Below are 22,367 nucleotides of genomic sequence, written 5' to 3'. Positions count from 1 at the left end.
GCTAAGAGGAGGTCAGCCAGTATTACGGTTAAGCGGTTTCTGTCTGCAATAGTTTCATTTCATCATGACATTGTTGCATTCGAGTACGAATGCGCCTGAGTTCAGCCGCGCAATTTGAGGGTTGCTCCTCCTCCAGCGCTTCGTCGATTGAAAGAAGGACTTTATCCTCGACTTCTTCCAACTGTTTGATATAAGTATGCGCTTTGTCGCTAGTAATGCTACCAACGAGAGTGGTGTACATATTCCTAATATCAACGCCAACATCATGATTTGTTTCTGCGCGGCCTTGCTCAGCTACTGCGTAAGGCTGTAAAGCGGTCACCGCTTCCTTTTTCTCTTCAATCATCCTTGTAAACAATGACGTTATTCGTGCTTCGTTCACTTTTTCGACACCATCTTGGTAAAATTCAATCCCACCATTTAGAACCTTTATAATTTCTGAGACTTTTTGGACACTAGGAGCTTGATGATCCACGAGCTTTCTCCTTTATTTGAATAACATAGACGACACAAATAGCTAAGAACAAGCTGCACATGGTATACCTGAATTAATTCAATTACTTATCTTTAATGTGTAAAAATATTATATATAAATCAGTGGGTTGAGGATGTGATGTTACACGTGGAGAACGAGGGGAGGTGGAGAGCGAATTTTTTTCCTAATGAGTCTATAAAATATTCAAAGCTCCGGACAAAAATATCCTCTGATCGCGTTAACAGTTTAATCTGCATGTAAGCAATTAGCCGGCGTTGGCGTTTTTTGCCTGGCTCGCGTTAGTTAAAATTTCATTTACGGCAAAAGCGTTTCCGGGGGGCTTACTCTGACTCATACGCACGATAATAGAGTAATAAATGTCCGACATAGGGGTGTCCCTTACCTCAATATCATCCTGATTTTCGATAAAGGGTTGGGCGACTTCTTCACAACCAGACATGGTACACTGCTGGTCCTGGGGAATTTTCACATTACGGCTGGGTTTATTCCTGACGATTGATTTTCCAATACCAGGCTTTTTCTCAACGTCAGTTTTGACAATAGATATCCACGAGAAGTTTTGCTTTTTGGCCAGCTCCGCTGCCCTTCTTAACGTATATTCCTGTACTAAATCAGCAGAGGTTTTATCGGTGGCTTTGAAAAGAACTTTATATTCGTTATCTGCTAACTGTATGCTTGAATAGCCATATCCGTTAGGCATGGTGGCAGACTGATAGGGAGTGGGCGAGGCGCTCGGTACGGTAGAGCATGCCAACGTAAGTGTTAGTGCGAAAATAGCGCTACTTATAAAATACGTTATACGCGTTAACGATTTCCGTTCGAACATGCTCAACTCCTTACGATAGAAATTTCATGAGGGTACTGCGTAAAAATATGAGTATTGCCTGCCTTCGTCTAGAAGGTGGGCTATCCGTAGTAGCACCTTTATAGGCGCCGATACTAAAAAATGTCAGGATCCCTACGGGTGAGGCAATTAATAGTTTGCTATTCAGTTTCAACTGTTGCGTAGTGAGGTCGCTTTTTCGTTTAGCTATATCGAAACGGCGACGCGAAGCTTTCACAGCATGAAGTTCTTTACTGATAAACATGCTCATAATAGTTCCCTAGTTTCCGGCTTTGCCTAGCAGCGCTTCAAAAATAGGACGCAATGAAACCCGTTTGTAGGTGTGGTTTGCGATAACCAGAGCAAAGACAACTACGCCGATATTCAGACCCAATACAATTGCAACTGCAACTAAGTAGTGCAGACCTAAATCGACTAATCCTAAAGCGAGAAGAACATTTAGCGCGATCCAGCTAAAACAGGTGAAAATAAATGCGGCGGCAAGCGAAGCGACAGTAATAATAGCCGATTTCTTAAACAGCTCAGTTTCTGCTGCAACGACTTCTCCGACTGCTTCTAACTCCTGTTTTTTTAGTGCAAATGCGTTCTTCGCAACTTCGATTGTGCGAGATAGTGAGGCTTCATCATACAATGAGGTCTCTTCGCTACAATCGCTTGCCCGGCCAGTTTTGCTGGCCGGGCAATATGGATCCTTTTCGTCAGCTATGGGGGGCGTCTGTTCGCGCTGAGAATTGGACGCTTCCATCGATTATTTGCTGCGGAATATAGAAGTTAACAACATACCGGCGGCAAACGCTATACCAGCGGTGGTCAGAGGGTTTTCAACCGCATATTTACGAATTGATGATGTTTGCCACTTTTGTTCAGCTTCAACCTTACGTTTTTCCCAATTTTCTGCAGAATCATGGGCTGACTTACGAAGGTTCTCTTCTGCCCGTGCAGCTGAGCCTGCTAGCTTATCAACGGAGGTATGAAGGGTATCTTTAAGTTTGTCTGTTACAGGGTGAGAATTATCTGAAACACTGTTTGCCCGTGTATCTCCAGCAACATTACCTGGAGCAGTGGCATTTCCGGGAGTAGAGGAATGCGTTGCGTGCGTAGCCATAAGAATCTCCTTGATTAATAATTTGCAAATGCAGACAAACCGTTGCAAAGCACATACCATTAAGTAAAATTCTTTAACAAGCTGAAATCAAAAGGGTTTATTATGGAAGGTGTGAAAAGTAATAGGTGGGCAGGTAAAATGTGCAGCGGACATGTAATAATTTCGTAAACAAATTCAGTTAATTAAATTGGCTAACATTTCTTTGCTAACAGGTTTAACCAAGGCTTCTTCAATTCCAAGCTCTGACATCTTGTCATGATCGGGCTCATAACCGCTAACAATCACAATACGAATATCCCCCTGGTAGGTCTTTATGTCTTCTGCCAAGGCGTAACCATCAGTATCTGGTAAAGTGAGATCAAGTAAAACGTAGTCAAAGCTGGATTCTTTAAGGCACTGTACCGCCTCTTTTCCATTATGGGCTATCATCACATCGTGCCCTTGATGCGTAAGCAGCAGTTGCATTAACTCAGATGCGTCAAAATCATCCTCAACAACCAGAATTTTCTTTCGTTGACTAGCGTTATCTTTGGGGAGATGCCTATGTACTACACTGTCCCTTTCACGGCCTGCATTAGTAGGTTCATTCGTGCGAATAAGATATTTATCGAGGACAGTTAATAACTCGGTTTTATCAATAGGTTTGCCTATCACATCGTCGAATCCTTGTTCGAGTAAAGACTGTTTCAAGCCTTTTCGACTTGCAGCGGTAATAGCCACTACCGCCACCTGGCTCTTATGACGACGGATTGCATTTAAGGCGTCTATGCCGTTCATCACCGGCATATGAATGTCCATTAAGACTAAATGGTACGGATGATTTTCTTCCTCTGCTAAAAGCACGGCTTCAAGCGCTTTCACTCCATTCTCAGCATACCCCACTTTGGCATGACACTGGCTTACGAGATGGCCGGTCAGTCTGCGGATTTCTCTTAAATCATCGACAATCAACACGCGACCGGTCACATGTAAATGAGGATCATTGGCGACCGTGGCCTGCGGTGAAGTCAGGCTTAAATGTTCGAGTTTACCCTCGTTAATTGCACCAGGATGGATACTAAACGTAAATTTGCTGCCTTCACCAAAGCGGGAAGTAACCGTAAGCTCACCTCCCATTTTATGTACGAGTTCACGGCTAATAGCCAATCCAAGTCCTGCGCCACCGTGGTTGGCCCGCATGACATCTTCAATTTGCTCAAAGGGTTGGAATATCGAATCCAGCTTATCTGGTGGCATGCCTATGCCGGTATCTTCTACATCGAACTGAAGTTTGGGCGGTGCCATCAAACCCTTACCACTTTGCAGTGAAACAGTGACCACAATTTTCCCAGAATCAGTAAATTTAACCGCATTGCTGATGAGATTTATGAGTACCTGACGCAGCCGGGTAGGGTCAGTAAAAATTTGCTCTGGTACTAGTGTGTCAGACTGAATCGTTAATGATAGTCCTTTATCTTTTGCGGCCAAGTTCATCAAGGAGTGAACGTCGGTCATAAACGGACTGAAATGAATAGTGCGTGGCGATAATTCCAGCTTATTTGCCATGATCCGCGACATATCCAGCAAATCGTTTAATAAACTGAGCAGATGTTTACCGTTGGTATGAATAATAGATAATTCCTGCTGGATTTTTTCACTTTTATCATCATCCAGAAGCAGCTCGGTATAACCTAATATCGAGGTGAGTGGCGTGCGTAATTCGTGCCCCAGATGGGCCAGGAATTTATCTTTGGCTTTATTTTGTTGCTCGACTTTATGTCGTTCAACGCGCTCGTTTTCTATTTCACTACGGACCATCGCATAGCGTATAGTGCGCATGAAACGAGGCGTCTCAATTTCTAATTTAGTGAGATAATCAGCTGCACCCGCACGCATAACCATTTCGTCGACTTGCGTGTCAGACTGACCTGTCAATATGACAACGGGAACCGAAATACCATGTGCTTTAAGATTTTCAAGCACATCCAAGGCGTTTTCCGGCCCAAGAATGTAATCGAGTAAACAGATATCAAACGGTTTCTTTTTCAACGCGGCTAACGCATCTTCCCCATTGGTAACCCAACTCAACTGAAAACGCGGGTCTTCACACTGAGATAGATAATCAGCAGTTAAAAAATAATCGTCTTCATCATCTTCAATGAGAAGAACTCGAATGATATCCGTCACAAAAAGTTGTTACCTAACATTTAATGAATTAATTAATCGTGGGGCAACTCAACAAATTCTATCCAGTATTTGCCTAATGCTCGCATCAGTTCGACTAAGCCTTCAAAATTGACGGGCTTAGTAATGTATGACGCGCAACCCAGGTCGTAACCCCTTAGCATATCTTCTTCCTCCTTAGAGGTAGTAAGGATCACGACTGGAATACTTCTAAGCGCTGGATCTTTTTTCATTTCTTCTAATGCTTCGCGACCGTCTTTACGAGGCATATTTAAGTCCAACAACACCAAACTAGGGCGAGGGGAGTCTTTTGGATCGCTATATTTACCCTCTCTGCGCAGGAATTCCAATAATTCCACCCCATCTTCTACGCAATACAAGTTATTGAGTACGCGACTTTCTTTTAATGCGTCAATGGTAAGTAAACGATCATCTTCATCATCATCAGCCATTAATATGTTAATGGCGGTTGCAGTATTACGCGACATTATCCGTTACTCCTTTACCAATTGTCGTGGCGAACGGTTCACCATCAACAGGAATTACAATTGAAAATATAGCGCCCGTGCCCGGTGAGCTTTTTGCGCTGATATAACCATTATGACGTTCTACAATTCGTCTGCATACGGCTAGACCAATACCCGTACCTTGATATTCACTGCGTCCATGCAAACGCTGGAATGGAGCGAATATTTTCTCTGCAAAAGATTGTTCAAAGCCAATTCCGTTGTCTTTTATCACTATTTTAATCCATGTGTATTCGGCAATTTTGAACACATGCTCCAAGTCATCCTCGTCGGGAGACTGTAGCCCAATGCTGATTCGCGGTGCAATATCTTGTTGGCGAAATTTCAACGCATTCGATAACAGATTGAGGAATAGTTGTTCAAGCTGGCTCTGGTCACCGTTGATTATTGGGAGCTTATCACATTCTAAGGTGGCTTCCGACTCGTCAATGGCAATTTCCAGATCACCTTTAACGTTTTCAAGGACATTATTCAAGTCAACCTTGGCGAATTCTTTTCCCCGTGTGGCGACGCGGGAAAAGGCGAGTAAGTCTCTGATTAACAGTGACATGCGCTCAGCAGCGTTTAGCATTCGCCGCATAAAATCGCGCCCACGCTCGTCAATTACATCAGCATAGCCTGACTCCAGGCGATTACCAAAAGCGCGAATTTTTCTAAGTGGTTCCTGAAGGTCGTGAGAGGCAACAAAAGCAAAGTCTTCTAGCTCCCGGTTACTACGGGCTAGCTCATCAGAATAAATCTGCAGTTCTTGAGTCCGAAGATCTATTTTTTCCTCAAGTTCTTCGTTATGCGCTTCAAGCTCCTTTTGATGCCGATATGCTTCTCTTACATTTATCTTAAGCAGGATGAAGATGAGAATGATAAGTAGGGCGGTTGAGATGCCCGATACAGCCAGAGTAGTAAATGACTCTTTCCTGAGCTGGACCAGATTTTTTAAATGCTTGTTTTGCATTTTATTAACCTGGCGTCTTACTTCCTTATAAGTATTCTCAAACTCTTCGTATAAAATCAGACTACGATTTGAATTCACAATTTCCATCGCCTGATCGAAACGTCCATTGCGCGCTAATTCAACCGTACTGATCATGTCATTCAATTTGACTTTACTTAACGATAATAGCTGATCAATTTGATCGTCCTGATCATTATCTAACTCCTGCGATTTGTACTCAACTTCTTCTAAAAGACCGTTAAGCTTATTCAACGTATCCGTATAATCTGATAAATACTGCTCGTTCCGTGTGAGCAAATAGCCCCGCTTACCAGATTCGGTGCGAAGAATGGCAACGTGAAGTTTAGTAATAGATTCAGTGATTTTAGTGACGTTAAATAATCTGGCTTCAAGCTCTGCCAGATTGTCTAGAGTACTAATTACATAAAAAGAATTACCTGTAATGACGGTAACAACAATAGCGACAATCGCAATCCAACTATAAAGAGACTGCAGCAGCCCATTTTTCATACAACTTATTCCGTTATTGAATTGCCCAAAATATCTACCATGTGGGTCAATTGTTCGCTGCAGTCCTTCGTACTTGCGATAATCTTATCCAATGCGGTTAACGCCCTGTCTACGGGAACTTCTCCCTGCAAGGCCATTTTCACTAATTCTGCCTGCATGGAAATTCTGTTCAAAGGCTTTCTTGCATCGTGAACATGGGCAGTCACGATGGAAAATTCTTTTTCGTTCACGTTGAAACCCTCTTATTATTCTTCTTTACTCAGGTCGCCGTAAGCGTGTAACCGATTGTATAGTGTCTTGGTACTAATGCCTAGCATCTCAGCTGCTAAGGTTTTGTTTCCGTTGACTTTCTCTAATGTTGCGTAAATAAGCTCTTTTTCTACGTCTTCTATGGTTCTGCCCGCTTGCAGTGCTGGGGTAGTAGATTGTTTCTTAGCAAAAGGCGATTCAATGGTTTTAGGCAGCTCTAATTCTGTCTTGTCCGGATCGCTCATGATAGCAGCACGGTGAACAAAATGACGCAATTCACGGACATTGCCAGGCCAATCGTACGCAGTAAGCATATCAAGTTGACTCTCATCCCATTCAAATCGGGTGTCATTCTCTTTATTCAGTTCATCGATAAAGTAGGTTGCCAATAACGGGATATCTTCTTTGCGCTCGCGTAGTGGAGGAATTGTGATAGGAAAGACGGCTAAACGGAAATAAATATCTTCACGCAAGACTTTGCTTTCTGCAATTTCTTCCATGGTGCGGTTGGTTGCCGAAACCACTCTACATGCTACAGGGATGGTTTTAGTGCCCCCGACGCGAATAACAACTTTATTTTCCAACACCCGCAGCAAATTTGGCTGCATGTCTATAGGCATCTCGGTAATTTCGTCAAGAAACAGGGTGCCGCCCTCAGCTTGTTCAAACACACCTGATTTTCGGCCCACGGCGCCTGTGAATGCCCCTTTTTCGTGGCCAAATAATTCACTGCCAATCAGTTCTTTTGAGAAGGCTCCACAGTTTGTCGCAACATACGGTCCTTCCACTTCGGATGCTTCATGAATGGATTCTGCTACCACCTCTTTACCAACACCACTTTCACCTAACAGCATAACGTTAGCGCTGGTTCGACTAACTCTTTCAATGAGTTTATACAGTTCTTTCATTTGGGCTGATTCGCCAATCAAGTGCCCAAAATGCTTTTTAATATTTGATCCACCTGTCCCTTTCGAGGATTTTTTCCCTTCAAGAACGGCTTCGATTTCTTCACGTTGGATAGGCTTGACAAGATAATCGATATTGGGGCCACATAACCCTTTTATGATTCCACGTACAGACGGATGTCCAGTAATAAGAGTGACACGAGGTCGTTTGGCAAGCTGATCCAATTCTTCAAACAAATGCACGCCGCTACCATCAGGAAGCATAAAGTCGAGCAGAACGTGGTCAAACTGTTCTTTTTCCAACCAGTCCCTCGCTTCCTGTAAGTTTCCGGCAGTTAAGACTTCATGACCTAAGAATTCTATAATTGTGCAGGCTACGTCGGTGAACTCTGGATCATCATCAACGAGTAATACTGTTAGCACAGGTACTTCCTTTTATTATGGTTTTAACTACGAATGACAAATGTACATTCAAAGTGGAGGTTAAGATCAATAAATTTCTTCTGTGTAGCTTATTCTAAAAGTGTTTGCGCAGTCCACTGTTAATCCTAAAACAAACCTGGCAGGAAACTCGCATAACAAATGTTACTCGCCAGTTCTGGTTACATTGGGTTAATGAATGTTGCCGCACATTGATGACAAGGAATCAGCTATGTATAGCGAAACTCTATCACGCTCATTGACGCTATACGAATTATTAGGGCGTATGCAAACGTCAGGCAGCACCGACAAAGTTACCTTTGGTGAACTTCTGCATCTGGTGGAAAAGCGGGGCTTCGGGGCAATGCTGGCGGTACCGGCATTTATCAGCGCGACGCCCATTGGTGCGATTCCGGGTATACCAACGGTAACGGGTATCACTATTTTTCTTATTTCTTTGCAAGTTTTACTGTCGAGGAGTCATCCATGGCTACCGTCGGCCATCAAACAAATTACTATCGACAAAGTGTCGCTTAATTCCGGCATCACCAAGATTAAGCCTGCGGCATTACAAATTGACCGCTTTCTTTTTCCCAGGTGGTTGTTTATTCGCCAGCCGTTGTTTAGGACCTTCATTGCGCTGACCTGTGCATGTTGTGGCATTTTGATGGTCCCGTTGGAGCTTGTCCCGTTCATGGGGTTAGTTCCAGCGTTCGCGGTATTAATCATGGCGATCGGTATGGCCACAGATGATGGAGCCGTAGCCTTACTCGGGTTATCGCTCGCCACATTTGGTCTGGCTACTGCGGGTTATCATCTTTTACCCCTGATAAATTAGACGTTCTCAAACGTTTAGACGGGCTGTGTGGCTAATGACTTCATAGAAGGGAGTAACGAATGCACCAAGCCTGACGGCACGGGTTTGCCAAATAAAAATCCTTGTGCAAACTGGCAATCCAAGCCTTGTAATATTTCCGCCTGCCTCGCGGTTTCAACACCTTCTGCAATGATATTAATAGATAAACTGCGACACAAGGCGACAATACCCTCAACGATGCGTTCATCTTTTTCAATCTGATGAATATTTTTGACAAAGGAACGGTCCAGTTTGACAGTATGAATATCTAATTCTCGCAAGTAAGCAAATGAACTCATACCTGTGCCAAAGTCATCGATAGACGTTTTAATTCCCATCTCTTTAAACGTTTTTATCATTTTTTTGCTAACATCAATATCCACCATGGTGGCACTTTCGGTCAACTCGAATTCAAGCAGGCTGGGGCTCACACCTGTTTTTGCCAACAAATCTGCAATAAACCCGATAAATGCATCATCGAGTAGGTTATACGCTGACAAATTAACTGAAACGGGTACGTCAAAACCTTGCTTCTGCCAAATTTTGATCTGATTTACCGCCTCTTCAACCGTATAACGCGTAAAGGAATGAATGATGCCGCTTTGTTCCACTAAGTCGATAAATGAGGCTGGTAAAAGCATGCCTTCATCAGGGTGGTGCCAGCGCACGATAGCTTCGACGCCCGTCATTTCCTGAGAGTCCATTCTAACTTTAGGTTGGTAATAAAGATGAAACTGGCGCTGTTGCAATGCATGATAAAGTTGGCTTCGCAAGGCAACCTGGAGCCCTGAGCCGTATTCATGAGCATCATTGTAAATTTCGATGCCTAGACGAAGCTGCTTGGCTCTGTGCATAGCATGTTCAGCATTCTTCAATAACATGCTAATGTTTTTACCATGTTCTGGAAAGCAGGCTACCCCAATTGTACAACCCACTTCAAATGTGTAGTCTGGCATAGATAGCGCGTTTCGACACTGATACAGCAAGGAAAAAGCCCATTCATTAGCATTGCTCTGCGCCAGGTCCGGGTGCCATAACACAAACTCGTCGCTACGATTACGGTACACCCTGACATTGTCACCAGCGATTTGCGTTAACCGCTTTGCAAATGCGATTAATAAACTGTCGCCAACGTCGTGACCCATCTCATCGTTAACCTCTTTGAAACGATCTAAGTCAATAAAGAATAACGCTCCCGAATTGCCCGTTACGCGCACACTGTTTAACAATGCATTTCGATTAGGTAAATGAGTCAATGCATCTACCAGTGCCATTTTTTGCAGTAAACGGTTAGCCTTTTCAAATCTTCGGGTTACTAAAACAGAAATGATGACTGCCGCCCAAACCGCAATCATAAAAGTTAATATCGCCGTCAATGTAAGATGATTAATTACCTCTCGGGTAGCAATATGTTGACTTTTGGCTAACCAGACGGCTGTAACGTATTGCTTGTGCTGATCTGACCATTGTTTGCTAATAAAGACAGGCACGTTGCTGATTGAGGTAAAACCCAAGGGGCTGCGTTTGATAAAGTTGATATCAAGGGGTAGGGATGGTGCGTTTGTAGGACTTCGGAACACGGTTTGGTTGCCAACCAGTAACACCACCAAATCTCGTTGAACAGGCAATAAAAACGTGGGGGCAGACTCACTTTCAGCTTGCGGGAGTGAAGCATGAACTAATTCTGGATATTCATTGAGCACCCGAGCAATTCCACTTAATTGCCCATTAAATGTACGTTGGGCAAGTCGTGATTCCAAGTTCAATAACATGTCTGAGCCAAGATAGGAAAATATGGAAATGACTATAAGAGTCAAACCCACAGAGCCGATTAACATCCGTTTTCTGATTTGGCTGTTTTCTTTTAGAAGACTAAGTTTGGAAGGCATAATGAGATCTCAGCAAATTTCCATATAAGGCTGAATAAATAATACTTCGGGGTTTGTTGACCTTTCCCGCAGGATATACAAATAGGGGGATTTGAATTCCGTTTTCGTCTTAGGGAACATGATAAGCGCCTTTATTTTTGATTTTTATACGGCAACGTCCCTGTTATAACGCTTTCTGTCTGAATGTGCAATGATTCCTCCCTTGTTTTAATAGAGATACTCCTCTAATTGACTAGCTCTCAATTTGTTGTAATTGCATTAATTCATACCTCAGTCTACCTATGAACTCACGCGCGGCGGGGCCAAGGAGTTCACCATCTTCAAAGCATAAATAGAGCGTAGCTTGTCGACTGCTTCCTTGTTTGAGGGGTAATTTTCTTAAGGTGCTATCCGACAAATATTTTTCTATCAATTTTTCAGGAAGCCAGGCAAAGCCAAAACCCTTTTTTATCATTTCTATTGATGTACTTATGTGACTGACTGTCCAACGTTGCTCCGCACCTAACCAACCTGCATCTGTCTTCCTTTCGTTTGATGAGTCTCGTATCACAATTTGACGATACGTTTTTAAGTCTTTGGTCGTCAATGTCTTATTTTGCTGGCTTAATGGGTGATCAGGGCTGGCCACAGCAATAAAATTTATATTACATAATTCTTCGGTAAAGCCATCAGGGTAGGGGAAGGGACATATTGCCAAATCCACCTGGCCGGAAGTTAGTAAGGCGTTCGCACCACTTAGCACGGATTCGATTAATTCAATTCGTAAATAGGGATATTGGGCAGAAACGGTATTGAGCACTGCATGCAAAATATCTGCTGGGAATATCAAATCAACGGCGATGCGAAGTTGGCTCTCGACGCCATGCTGCAGACCATGAGCAACTGATTCTAATTTTTTAGCCTCTTCCAGCAGCCAAGTGGCCCGCGAAAGCAGTAACTTTCCCTCTTCAGTGAGCTTTATTTTGCGTCCATCGTTATCAAATAAAGCCACCCCGAGTGTCTCTTCTAGTTTGTTAACAGCGTGATGGACGCTTGACTGACTTTTATGCACCACATTTGAGGCTTGATTGAACCCCCCGGCATCAACAACAGCTTTAAACATACGCCATTGTTCTAACGTTGCTTTAGGCATAATACTACGTAATATTTATTGATTTTTAACAGCGTACACCATATCAAACTGTCCTACGACATGAATTATTTCCGATAGGGGATAAATGCGATCTAGTCAGAAAAGTTAACGCTGGTAAGCGTTTTAATATCGCAGGTGATGGCGCTGACCGTTGTGTAACCCATATGAATCAATTGTTCCGCCGCTAATTGTGCCCTTACGCCTGACGCGCAGTGTATGTAAAAAGGATGGTTAGGGTCCTTAAACTTTTCAATTATCTTCATTTCCAGCACGCCGCGAGGAATGTTGATGCTTGCTTTCACTGGCGAAGTTTCACATTCGGCAGGCTCCCTCACATCTAAAACGGTTCCCTTATTTTGTGCGCATTCTTTCGCCGCTTCCTGGGCGGTTACTTTTCGAACTAACGGTGAAATTGATTGCAATCTTTGCTGCATGTTGAGTATCATGTAAACGTGTCTCCATAAAGGTTTGCGTGAAGTTTACTATAAGAAACGTCTTATATTTTCCCTCATAGCGTAAACGAAATATCTGGTTGATTATCATACGATAGGTTTAACTATTTTTATTCTGCTGGTTACATTTTTCGCAGCAGAAATACGTGCAGGTTTCTAAGAGTTTTATCATGGAATTAGACAATACAATTGATACCCGCGAAATGCTTGACAACGCATCTAGTGCTGAGCGATTCATTAAGCAGTTTGCCAATAAAACCCGCCTTATGGTGATGTGTTCTTTACTTGAAAACGAATTATCGGTCTCAGAGTTGTTAACCCGCATCCCAGTGACTCAACCGGTTTTATCCCAACATTTAGCGCTATTACGAGAAGCAAAAATGGTGGCTACCCGTCGAGACGGACAAGTCATCTATTACAGCCTGAAAGATAGTCGCATCGAGCAGACAATAGCGTTACTTTACTCCTTCTTTTGTGAACAAAAAGAGGTGGCATAGTCCACCCCTTCTTGTGGGTGAGCTTACTGCTAGCGCTTTACCCTGCTGGGCTTACGAGTTTGGCAGGGTCTAAGATACGTTTTAATTCATCTTCACTGAAGTCTGTCATTTTCGCGGCTACAGTAAGAATATCTTCACCACTATCGTAGGCTTCCTTCGCTATTTCAGCACCTTTTTCATATCCAATGTGCTGATTAAGCGCGGTCACCAGAATAGGATTTTTGGCAAGCACCTTTTTAAGCTGTTGCTGGTTCACCGTCATTTCAGAAATGGCTTTAGAGGCTAAATGGTCACAACTTTGCGAAAGTAGCTGAATGGCAGTTAACAGATTAAAGCCAATTAATGGCAACATCACATTTAATTGAAAGTTACCAGATTGTCCAGCAAGCGTATTGGCGGTATGTAAACCCATTACCTGAGCACAAGCCATAGCCACGGCTTCGGGAATGACCGGATTCACCTTACCCGGCATAATACTGCTGCCAGCTTGTAATTTAGTCAGCGCAATTTCGCCTAAACCTGCTAATGGGCCGCTGTTCATCCAACGTAAATCATTACTAATTTTCATTAATGCCACAGCTAAAGTATTCAATTGGCCAGAAAATTCTACGGCAGTGTCTTGCGAGGATAAAGCCGCGAAGTGATTGTCGGTAACCGTAAACGTGATACCCAGCTGTTGGGTGAGGCAGGATGCGACTCTGGCTCCGAATTCAGCGTGAGTATTGATACCTGTACCTACTGCCGTTCCCCCTATGGCTAATTGACTGAGTCTGACATGGGTATCAGTAAGACGGTTCTTTGCTAGATATAATTGTGCCTGCCAGCCTGATAGTTCTTGGGATAATTTAATGGGCATGGCGTCCATTAAATGAGTTCGCCCTGTTTTTATAACGTCGGCGAAGGTATCTGCTTTTTCATCAATCGCCGTAATAAGTCGGTCGATTGCAGGGAGTAACACTGTAGTGGATTGCCAAAGTGCACTCACATGAATAGTGGTAGGAATAATGTCATTTGAACTTTGGCCCTTATTAACATCATCGTTGGGATGAACTGCGCGGGAAAGTGCCTCACTGGCTAACGACGCGATAACTTCATTCGCATTCATATTTGTGCTTGTACCCGAACCTGTTTGAAACACATCGACTGGAAATTGGTCGTAGTATTCGCCCTGGCCGACAGCGGTGGCTGCTTCCCAGATTGCTTCGGCTACATCGTCGTCAAGTAACCCCAATTCTTTATTGACCTGGGCACAGGATGCTTTAACAAATCCAAGCGCCTGTATGAACGTGGCGGGCATAGGGGTATTGCCGATAGTAAAGTTTTCAACAGCTAAGCTTGTTTGCTTTTGGTAGAGATGTTGATCGCTCATGACACTTACCTTACCTGCGCCATTAACTCAGCGATATATGATTCATCCTGTATGCGATCCATATCAATTTCGGGCTGCGAAAGCAGCGCATCCTTATCTAATTTAACGCCGACTTTATGTGAGGACCAATCAATTTTTTCAACGTGGGAAGGAGCAATCACAAATTTTTTGCCATTGGGCATCCAATTATGGGTATCAATCACAATTAACTGTACTTGCCAGCTCTGAGGATCGATTAAGAAATCCTCAACGTGCCCGGTTTCATCTTCTCCCAAGGCGACTTCATAACCCTGAACTTCACTGCATGCGCGCAAATGATTGACCACGTTTGTATGGCCATCTTGTTGCGCTTTGTCCAAGTCGACGTTGGCTAACTCTGTTGGATGCGCAAAATCGCCCCACGCTCCTGGCCCAATCCAATAATATCCGTATCCGAAGTACTTAAATAAGGTTTCTTCATACTCTCTTGAGACGGGTTTGTGTTCATCAATCGATGGGCTGTCCTTGAGTTCTTTTCTCGTCATGTTGACATGAATTTTCTTATCATCTGTTTCCAGTTTAATAATGGCGATGGGGGGTAGGACGACTTTGCGGCTCAGTGGAAGCCAGGTATTCGTATCGGCATAAAAATAACGAATAACAAAATCCTGGTCATCAAACAGAATATCTTTACATCCGCCAATGTCACCATCGGTGGCATGAATAGCAAAGTGGGTAAGTTGATTAAATGAAATTAACATATCGATTCCTTAAACTTCCTACGTCTACTAAGTGTAGAGGGAAAAACGCTTTTTAACTCCATTCGTTGGAAATTTAAGGAAGGATCATAGCGCTACCACATATAAATAAGGCGAACTCGTAAACGGGTTCGCCTTTTTCCGACTAAGCATATGCGAGTGTTATGCTACATCGAATTCCTCGTCTGAGAAATCTTCATCATAATCGGATTGATTACTGGCTGAACTATGCAATGTATAAAAATGTTTTTTACCGCGGGCAAGGTGAACATATTTTTGCCACGCCTTTTCCACCGCATTCGTTGCAGCAGTTTTCCCCTGAATAAAATCCAGGAAATGTTTCTCGTCTTCCGTTTCAGGCGCTAATTCGCCGCTTTCAAATGCGAGCAGGTTTTTGCCATATTGGGTCAGTAAATCAGACTCGGCAATACTAAAATCGCCTGATTTGCGAAAACCATAGGGAAAATGTTGACGATCTATAAATGGTTTGGCAGAAATGCGGATGTCAGGGGCTCTCATAATTACTCTCACACCTGTTAATTAACTCAGGCTGACTTTTAATAGAGAATTCAGCAAAAGGGAAACAAAAAAAAATGTCCTTATCCATAAAAAAAATTGCTGCAAGTCGCTGGGCAGAATAGACCGATAAAATATTTGTGCTAAATTTACTGATTGACGGTATACAGAGCTAACTAGCAAAAATCAGCTTGCAATGTACTAGCTGCTCGGTTAAAAATTATTCATCGTTACGACAATTATTATTCATTTCCTATTTTTAATAGTCGCATGATAATGCGCATGGAACTATCACAATGAGGCTACAATGAGTAAAGACTATCGTTACCAGCGAGAAGAATGGGACTCGGTAGAAGATGATGATCGACCTTTAAAGAAAGGTGCTGATCGTCGTCATTTGGTTAAAGATAAACAAAAGAGAGATCTTCAGCGAAAGGAAAAACAGCGCCGTCTTCATCAGGACTAATCATATAATCCTTAACATTACCTGAAGATGTCAGCTCCAGCGGCATCTCATACCACTCCTTGTTGGTGGTAAATCTACCTATAAGGTTTACATGCAAGTGAATCTGTGACAGCTTATGTCTCAGATTCACTTCTATAACAAAATTTCATGGATATTCGTTTCCTCACTACTTTTCTCGAAGTGGTAAATACCCGTCATTTTGGCAAAGCAGCAGAAAATTTATACCTGACTCAGTCCGCTGTGAGCGCTCGTATCAAATTGTTAGAGGAATATTTTCATACTTCTTTATTTGAACGGCATCGAAACAGTATTCAATTAACCCAGGCAGGTGAGAAATTACTTCCTTTTGCTCAACAACTGTGTGACACACTGAATCAAGCTAAACGAGCGCTGCGTGAACAAACAGCAGAGTATGTGGTGCTGGGGGCAACGCAATTAGCGTCTGATCTGCGACTGGTGGATCTGCTCAGATTTTTACACAGTGATTTCAATGCATGGTCGATTAAGGCTGAAGTGTTAACATTAGACCACCTGACGCGTCAGTTACACGAGCGGGTGGTCGATTTTGCGTTATCCACCGAGCCAGTTAAATCGGAGGATGTAATATGCCATCCCATTGTTTCTATTCCTTTGGGGCTTTTCAGCTTGAACGAAAATACGAAGATCCAGTCGAGTGAGTTTGTTGCTGTGGACTGGGGTAGCAAGGCGCACGAATTTTTGATGCATTTGCACCCCGATTTAAGGGATGCAAAACTGCAAACTAACTCCTTAAATGTAGCTATTTCGACGTTGAGTTCAGAAGGGGGTCTGGCAATATTACCAATGCAACCCAACGGTCACTCTATTCATTTTCCGCACGCGAGGTTGCTGCAGCCTGTTGAAGGGATAGGCGTAACCGTTTATTTAAGTATGTTGAAAACCAGCAAGCGGGAAGGGGTCGCCGATATGTTTACTGCTATCAAAGCGTGGACCCAGTTGAACCCTGTAAATTAGACACAATATAGAGATGGGTAACTATTTTTAACTTTCTGATGAATCTGAGAACATTATGGCAACACATGAGCATCCATTATTAGCAATGGCACCTGAACAGCGACTACAAGAGACGCTGAATCTAATCATCCAACATAAAGAAATTTGGATCCTCAACGACGAGCATGGCTGCGTCATGTTAAATACTGATGAGGAAGAAGATGGGGTTCCCATTTGGCCGTCCAGTGACCTTGCGCAACTTTGGGCCACCGATGAGTGGGCCGATTGCCAACCATTAAGCATATCTTTAGATGACTGGCTGAATAAGTGGCAACCAGGACTTACTGGTGATGATTTATTGGTTATGGTATGCCCATTACCGGGCGAGGAAGGTGAAGTACTATTACCCTCGGAGTTCTCAGAGAAACTTCGTCGTTAGTTTTTACTTGTGTGTAATAATGAGATGTTAACTCACAATGAAGTGACGGTAGTGAAAGGTCATGTGTGGGCGTGATCCCTACGTTTCATGTTTTCGTTGAAACTATAGGCGCATGCTGAAATCAATCTAAACTCCTTTGAGGCTAAAATATTATGTACACACATCAACCGACTATGCAGGATCTTTTCGAACAACTCGGACTGGACTCAAGCGATGAAAGTATTGAAAAGTTCATCGAAAAACATCGTGGTCTAAACGACAGTCGCCATATTGAAGAAGCCCCGTTTTGGAATGCATCACAGTCAGAGTTTCTTAAACGAGAACTAATAGAGGATGCGGAATGGGCTGAGGTGATCGATCAGTTGAATGTACAGTTGCATCAATAACGTCAGATTACCATAAAATAAAAAGTATTCCCTATACTCCGCATTTTGAAAAAAAACAAGTTGAATTCTTTTTGAATTCAACTTGTTGGTGATATATCATTCATACACGTGTAATCCGCACATATTCAATATAACCCTGTCGTTTTAAAGGACTCATACTTTAGTGGATGGCGCTTTTGTTTTATTACAAAATTCAGGCATTACGATACGGGTAATGTCCGGGTATTTTTCCAGATGAAGTATGGAGTAATCTTACTCATCTTAACATTTTGGGGTCATTTGCTCGCTGCTGAACCGGCTGTATCAAATCCCACCTTCAAATATCTCTCCTCGAAACACGGCTTATCCCAAGACACTGTAAATAAAGTGGTTATTGACCAAGATGGTTTTGTCTGGCTTGCCACAGATGGTGGACTAAACCGATGGGATGGGTATCGCAATGAGGTTATCGCTGGCCCAAATAATGTGTTTGTTAACGCCAGTATTACGACGCTGTTCGTCGACAGTGCAAATAATCTGTGGATAAGCACTGCCGGTAACGGAGTATTTCGCTACAATTTATCTGCAAATAAAATCGAAAGTGTCATCCAACGACCGTACAACGATTCACCTGAATGGATACAGCCCGCTACCCATTTTTTCGAAAGTGATCAGCATGACATGATCATAGCTCTCGCTGAAGAGGTCATCCGCTACCGGCCTGAAGATCAGCATGTCTCACTGTTATATCGGTTGCCAGAACGCGATCGGGAAGAGGTGCAAAGCATTCGTGTGGCAAGTCTTTATCATTCAATCTTGTGGGTGGGGGCTACTCACAAACTGGTGGCGATTGATTTAAAAGATTCAACGCCCGCGGAAAAACACATTAATTACCTTGGTGAAACGGCGCCAACCATTGACAATATTAATGTTAAACACTTCTTGCTGGATGAAAAAAAGCAGTTTTGGATCGGCACCGTTGAAGGGCTTTTTGTCGTCGACATGAAAAGCCTTGTTCGGTATGTACATCAAAACGATGCAGCAGAACCTGAATTTGATATGGTTAGCATCGATCTTAATATCTGGGACCAGGTTGAAGTATCTGAAGGTTTATTCTGGCTGGGCACTAATCTCGGTTTAGTAAAATTGCTGAAGGAAGAAGGTGAATGGCGTTGGACTCACTTACTCGAGCCAGATAACGAAAAGTTGATACTCTCTAACACATCCATTACCAGCCTGACAATCGATGCGGGGGGAAACCTCTGGCTGGGTTCGGTGAATGGGGGGGCGCTGTATTGGTCACCAAAGACCATGTCGATCAAGTCGTTGCAAAATGCCGTTAATGCTCAACCCATTTTAAGTGACAACGCAATCTGGAGTTTTTGGCAACAGGACAACGATATATTATGGATTGGTACCGAAAATGGACTTACGCGATTAAACCTCACTAACAATGCCTCTGATTTTTTCCTTACCAGTGACGATAAGAAATTTTATAAGTCTGTTAAGATAAATCGAATCTTTCCCGCGTCTGAAGACAAACTCATCATTCAAACGTCTGATTCATTAAAACTTTTTGACCCCTCTGCGCATTCCCTCTCTTTGCCCCCTACACAAGATAAACAAACCGCACAGGTTTTCGAGAATTTTGGATATGGGGCGGGTAGGGATAAACAAGGGCGGATTTATTTTATTTCCGATGCCTATTATCGTTACGATCCTTCTGAACAGCTTCTTGAAACATTACCCTTGCCCGAAAATCTATTTGACCCTAGTTTTGGAGTGACATTTCTCAATGAGCATTCTTTTTATGACGGCGAAATATTCTTATCTACCCTTGACGGTCTTTGGTTAATAGATACCGAAAACTTTACTACCAGAAAAGTTTTCAACTTTACCCAGTCGCAAACAAATAATGACGCAGCCATCAGTTCTTATGCAATTTCAAAAGGAAAGTTATGGGTGGCTTTTCCTCGTTATGGTATTTACGGCTTGGATGCCAATACGTTTGCAATAAAAAATAAACTTGATGCAAAGAACCTGCTTCTTTCGAACATTGTTTATGGCCTCACTGCTGATGAAGAAGGCAACTTATGGTTTGGCTCCCATTCTGGTCTGCATCACTATTCCATTGCAAAGAACCTAATAAAAAATTACCGCTATGGGCAGGAGTTAGCAGTTTCCGAATTTAACGAAGGAGCAGCAGTCAAGTTAACGGATGAACGGTTAGCCTTCGGTTCGACAAATGGAATGCTACTGTTTGATCCCCAGAAAATCTTGACATATTCAGAAGATAATCGGTATTCCATGCCCCTAGCCATTACGTCCGTCGAACTAGACTCGCGGGTCCTGCCAACATCAATGAATAACCTTTCTGGGAGTCATTTTGACCTGCACTATACCGATTTTGGTATGACAATAAACTTTTCTGCCAATCTAACCAGTTTGGCAGGAGATTTATCGTTCCGATATCGATTGGTGCGCAACAACAAAGTGGTTAGCGAAGGGGTGACCCGAGAGCCTCGAATCACCTTTGGGTTTTTATCTGCGGGAGACTATCGATTTGAAGTCTCTCCCGATAAGCAACACGCCGATTACACTTTATTGCCTGCTGCCATCACATTCGATATGCCGCACGCACCTTTTCGTTCTCCAGTGGCCATCGGTAGCTTTATATTTCTGGGGATTCTATTAGCCATTCTCTATCTTCAACACCGCCACAATCAAATTTTACAGTTAAACCGAGCCCAAAAGCAGGTCAGATTGTTCGGCGAGGCGTTCAAGCAAACCCGCGATTGGGTGGTGATTTTTGATGCTAAAAAGCAGCCTTTAGCAATCAACCCCGCCTTTGAAAGTATTTTCGGTTTGTCATCTAGAAAAGATTTGAGCAAACAATTTCAGGGCCTTTATAAACAGTTTCCTTCCCTAAAAAGCGAGTTTGATCAGCGGCTAAACAATTTATCGCCAGGCGCTTATTTAAAAGAAGATGGTCAAATCGCGGGTATTGATGGTCAGCGTTTTGATGTTCTCGTTGATATCACAGCCGTGGGTGACGATAAACACCCTGACAAGGTTGATCACTATTTAATGGTGTTTTCCGACATTTCTATACAAAAGGATGCAGAGAGAAAGCTGATTAAAATAGCTAATTACGATGCCTTAACAGGTTTGGTCAATCGTAATTTATTATTGGACAGGCTAGAGCGGGCTATTGCTTTTGCGCAAAACCATGCCACCAAAGTAGCAGTATTATTTGTGGATTTGGACAGATTCAAAGGAATTAACGATTCCCTCGGCCATGACTATGGTGACAAATTACTGATGGTGGTGGCGAATAGAATGCTTAATATTGCCTCCGAGCACGATACAGTTGCTCGACTGGGAGGCGATGAATTTGTAATTGTGCTAGAGCGTGTCACCGGGGTGGAAGCGATTTCGCCTATCGTTTCCAACCTTATCGAAGCAGTCGAAACTCCCATCGCCATAGGCAAAGAAGTTCTTAGAGTGTCATGTAGTGTAGGCATTTCTTTTTATCCCGAAGATGCCGTTAGCTCAATTGAATTGCTAAAACAGGCTGATGTGGCCATGTACACAGCTAAAAAAGATACGCTTAGCGGTTTTGCGTTTTATACGCATGAAATGAATGAAGCCGCAAAGAATAGGCTACAGTTAGAAAATTTGGTAAAGCTGGCGTGGCAGGAGCAGGGATTCTTTAATCACTATCAGCCCATTGTCAATACCTTGGTAGGCAAAACCGAAGGGGTAGAGTTGTTAATGCGTTGCCGCATTCAGTCAACTACAATTGATCCAGATGATTTCATTCCTGTACTGGAGCAACTTCGTTACATAATCGATGCCACTCGATTATCGATGGAACGAGGCTTGGAAGATCTGAAAAGCTGGTATGATCAAGGATTCAATGGTTACATGTCAGTCAATTTATCAGCGCTACACTTTAAAACTGAGTTTGATCTTGACGGTGTACTCCAAATGCTTCAGGAATTTGATTTACCAGTGGCTGCTTTACGTTTCGAAATAACCGAAAACGTGTTAATTGACAATGCCGACGATGCACTTCGTCAAATTAGACGTTTTCACGATGCAGGTTTCGTGATGTCGCTGGATGATTTTGGAACGGGATACTCCTCATTAAGTTATCTTAAAAAGTTTCCGTTAAATGTCTTAAAGATAGATAAAAGCTTTGTAGATGACGTCAGCGAAGATAACAATGAACATGCATTGGTGATGGCAACTATCAACCTTGCACATAAATTGAATTTGAAGTGTGTAGCAGAGGGTATTGAAACAGAATTTCAGGCTCAATATCTTGCTGAAAATTGGTGTGTTGCTCAGCAAGGGTATTATTATTCTGAGCCTGTTGCGGCTCACGAAGTGCCCGAATTGCTTTTCAGACAATGGTAAAAGTTTAACATTATAGGTTTGCGAAATATTCAACATGGCAACCAACGATATTGAGTTTTATCGAATTTGTATGGTATGAAATGA

The 22,367-nt window shown here is 42.9% G+C and carries 23 protein-coding genes; 7 read left to right on the top strand and 16 right to left on the bottom strand.

From position 1 onward, the window contains the following. Positions 1–28 precede the first annotated feature (28 nt). The 10 genes from OPS25_RS07095 to OPS25_RS07050 all read right to left on the bottom strand — a co-directional run bounded on the left by OPS25_RS07095 (position 29) and on the right by OPS25_RS07050 (position 8,174). Positions 29–475: a PA2169 family four-helix-bundle protein gene (locus tag OPS25_RS07095; RefSeq protein ID WP_265616956.1), complete on the bottom strand. Its 447-nt coding sequence runs from the start codon at positions 473–475 to the stop codon at positions 29–31. A 265-nt stretch (positions 476–740) separates the two neighbouring features. Beyond that, a complete protein-coding gene (locus tag OPS25_RS07090; RefSeq protein ID WP_265616954.1) occupies positions 741–1,322 on the bottom strand; it encodes a CC0125/CC1285 family lipoprotein in 582 nt (193 codons plus the stop codon). Positions 1,323–1,332: 10 nt separating this feature from the next. Next, positions 1,333–1,590, bottom strand: coding sequence for a hypothetical protein (locus OPS25_RS07085; RefSeq protein ID WP_265616953.1), 258 nt, complete (start codon positions 1,588–1,590; stop codon positions 1,333–1,335). Positions 1,591–1,599: 9 nt separating this feature from the next. Continuing rightward, the gene (locus OPS25_RS07080; protein WP_265616952.1) at positions 1,600–2,085 is read right to left on the bottom strand and encodes a hypothetical protein; all 486 of its coding nucleotides are present in this window, start codon (positions 2,083–2,085) and stop codon (positions 1,600–1,602) included. 3 nt (positions 2,086–2,088) lie between these two features. Then, positions 2,089–2,445 carry a DUF883 domain-containing protein gene (locus tag OPS25_RS07075; RefSeq protein ID WP_265616951.1) on the bottom strand — a complete coding sequence of 119 codons (357 nt, stop codon included), beginning with the start codon at positions 2,443–2,445 and terminating at the stop codon, positions 2,089–2,091. Between the two features lie 174 nt (positions 2,446–2,619). Next, positions 2,620–4,611: a response regulator gene (locus OPS25_RS07070; RefSeq protein ID WP_265616950.1), complete on the bottom strand. Its 1,992-nt coding sequence runs from the start codon at positions 4,609–4,611 to the stop codon at positions 2,620–2,622. Between the two features lie 32 nt (positions 4,612–4,643). After that, the gene (locus OPS25_RS07065) at positions 4,644–5,096 is read right to left on the bottom strand and encodes a response regulator (RefSeq protein ID WP_265616948.1); all 453 of its coding nucleotides are present in this window, start codon (positions 5,094–5,096) and stop codon (positions 4,644–4,646) included. Then, positions 5,086–6,597, bottom strand: a complete 1,512-nt coding sequence (locus OPS25_RS07060) for a sensor histidine kinase (RefSeq protein ID WP_265616946.1) — start codon at positions 6,595–6,597, stop codon at positions 5,086–5,088. Before OPS25_RS07060 ends, OPS25_RS07065 begins: the two co-directional genes overlap by 11 nt. Positions 6,598–6,602: 5 nt before the next feature. Then, positions 6,603–6,827, bottom strand: a complete 225-nt coding sequence (locus tag OPS25_RS07055; protein ID WP_265616945.1) for a hypothetical protein — start codon at positions 6,825–6,827, stop codon at positions 6,603–6,605. 15 nt (positions 6,828–6,842) lie between these two features. Beyond that, a complete protein-coding gene (locus tag OPS25_RS07050) occupies positions 6,843–8,174 on the bottom strand; it encodes a sigma-54-dependent transcriptional regulator (RefSeq protein ID WP_265616944.1) in 1,332 nt (443 codons plus the stop codon). Positions 8,175–8,403: 229 nt separating this feature from the next. Here OPS25_RS07050 and OPS25_RS07045 point away from each other — a divergent pair, with 229 nt between their 5' ends. Next, positions 8,404–9,009: an exopolysaccharide biosynthesis protein gene (locus tag OPS25_RS07045; protein ID WP_265616943.1), complete on the top strand. Its 606-nt coding sequence runs from the start codon at positions 8,404–8,406 to the stop codon at positions 9,007–9,009. A 14-nt stretch (positions 9,010–9,023) separates the two neighbouring features. Here the strand turns inward: OPS25_RS07045 and OPS25_RS07040 are convergent, their stop codons facing one another. The 3 genes from OPS25_RS07040 to OPS25_RS07030 form a co-directional block, all read right to left on the bottom strand. After that, complete coding sequence (locus tag OPS25_RS07040) at positions 9,024–10,916, bottom strand: putative bifunctional diguanylate cyclase/phosphodiesterase (protein ID WP_265616942.1); 1,893 nt, start codon at positions 10,914–10,916, stop codon at positions 9,024–9,026. A gap of 232 nt (positions 10,917–11,148) precedes the next feature. Continuing rightward, entirely contained in the window at positions 11,149–12,048 is a 900-nt protein-coding gene (locus OPS25_RS07035; RefSeq protein WP_265616941.1) for a LysR family transcriptional regulator, read from the bottom strand. 92 nt (positions 12,049–12,140) lie between these two features. Beyond that, positions 12,141–12,482 carry a rhodanese-like domain-containing protein gene (locus tag OPS25_RS07030; protein WP_407080220.1) on the bottom strand — a complete coding sequence of 114 codons (342 nt, stop codon included), beginning with the start codon at positions 12,480–12,482 and terminating at the stop codon, positions 12,141–12,143. 188 nt (positions 12,483–12,670) lie between these two features. Here OPS25_RS07030 and OPS25_RS07025 point away from each other — a divergent pair, with 188 nt between their 5' ends. Next, positions 12,671–12,997 carry an ArsR/SmtB family transcription factor gene (locus OPS25_RS07025; RefSeq protein WP_265616939.1) on the top strand — a complete coding sequence of 109 codons (327 nt, stop codon included), beginning with the start codon at positions 12,671–12,673 and terminating at the stop codon, positions 12,995–12,997. A 37-nt stretch (positions 12,998–13,034) separates the two neighbouring features. On the opposite strand, the gene OPS25_RS07020 is transcribed toward OPS25_RS07025, so the two are convergent. From OPS25_RS07020 to maoP, 3 genes are all read right to left on the bottom strand, one after another. Beyond that, positions 13,035–14,366: a class II fumarate hydratase gene (locus tag OPS25_RS07020; RefSeq protein WP_265616938.1), complete on the bottom strand. Its 1,332-nt coding sequence runs from the start codon at positions 14,364–14,366 to the stop codon at positions 13,035–13,037. Positions 14,367–14,371: 5 nt separating this feature from the next. Next, positions 14,372–15,106 carry a PRC-barrel domain containing protein gene (locus OPS25_RS07015; protein ID WP_265616936.1) on the bottom strand — a complete coding sequence of 245 codons (735 nt, stop codon included), beginning with the start codon at positions 15,104–15,106 and terminating at the stop codon, positions 14,372–14,374. A gap of 159 nt (positions 15,107–15,265) precedes the next feature. Then, complete coding sequence (gene maoP / locus OPS25_RS07010; RefSeq protein ID WP_265616935.1) at positions 15,266–15,622, bottom strand: DUF413 domain-containing protein; 357 nt, start codon at positions 15,620–15,622, stop codon at positions 15,266–15,268. A 304-nt stretch (positions 15,623–15,926) separates the two neighbouring features. Between maoP and OPS25_RS07005 the strand changes: the two genes are divergently transcribed. From OPS25_RS07005 to OPS25_RS06985, 5 genes are all read left to right on the top strand, one after another. Then, on the top strand, positions 15,927–16,085 hold the full coding sequence (locus OPS25_RS07005; protein WP_265616934.1) for a hypothetical protein: 159 nt from the start codon (positions 15,927–15,929) through the stop codon (positions 16,083–16,085). Between the two features lie 147 nt (positions 16,086–16,232). Continuing rightward, positions 16,233–17,078, top strand: a complete 846-nt coding sequence (locus OPS25_RS07000) for a LysR family transcriptional regulator (RefSeq protein ID WP_265616933.1) — start codon at positions 16,233–16,235, stop codon at positions 17,076–17,078. Positions 17,079–17,133: 55 nt separating this feature from the next. Then, a complete protein-coding gene (locus tag OPS25_RS06995) occupies positions 17,134–17,496 on the top strand; it encodes a DUF2750 domain-containing protein (RefSeq protein ID WP_265616932.1) in 363 nt (120 codons plus the stop codon). A 152-nt stretch (positions 17,497–17,648) separates the two neighbouring features. Then, positions 17,649–17,882, top strand: coding sequence for a DUF2789 domain-containing protein (locus OPS25_RS06990; RefSeq protein ID WP_265616930.1), 234 nt, complete (start codon positions 17,649–17,651; stop codon positions 17,880–17,882). A 234-nt stretch (positions 17,883–18,116) separates the two neighbouring features. Further along, positions 18,117–22,283 carry an EAL domain-containing protein gene (locus tag OPS25_RS06985; RefSeq protein ID WP_265616928.1) on the top strand — a complete coding sequence of 1,389 codons (4,167 nt, stop codon included), beginning with the start codon at positions 18,117–18,119 and terminating at the stop codon, positions 22,281–22,283. The last annotated feature ends 84 nt before the right edge of the window (positions 22,284–22,367 follow it).

It is taken from the genome of Alteromonas aquimaris, from assembly GCF_026183695.1.
GTDB lineage: Bacteria > Pseudomonadota > Gammaproteobacteria > Enterobacterales > Alteromonadaceae > Alteromonas > Alteromonas aquimaris.
This window is presented reverse-complemented; position numbering and strand designations above follow the sequence as displayed.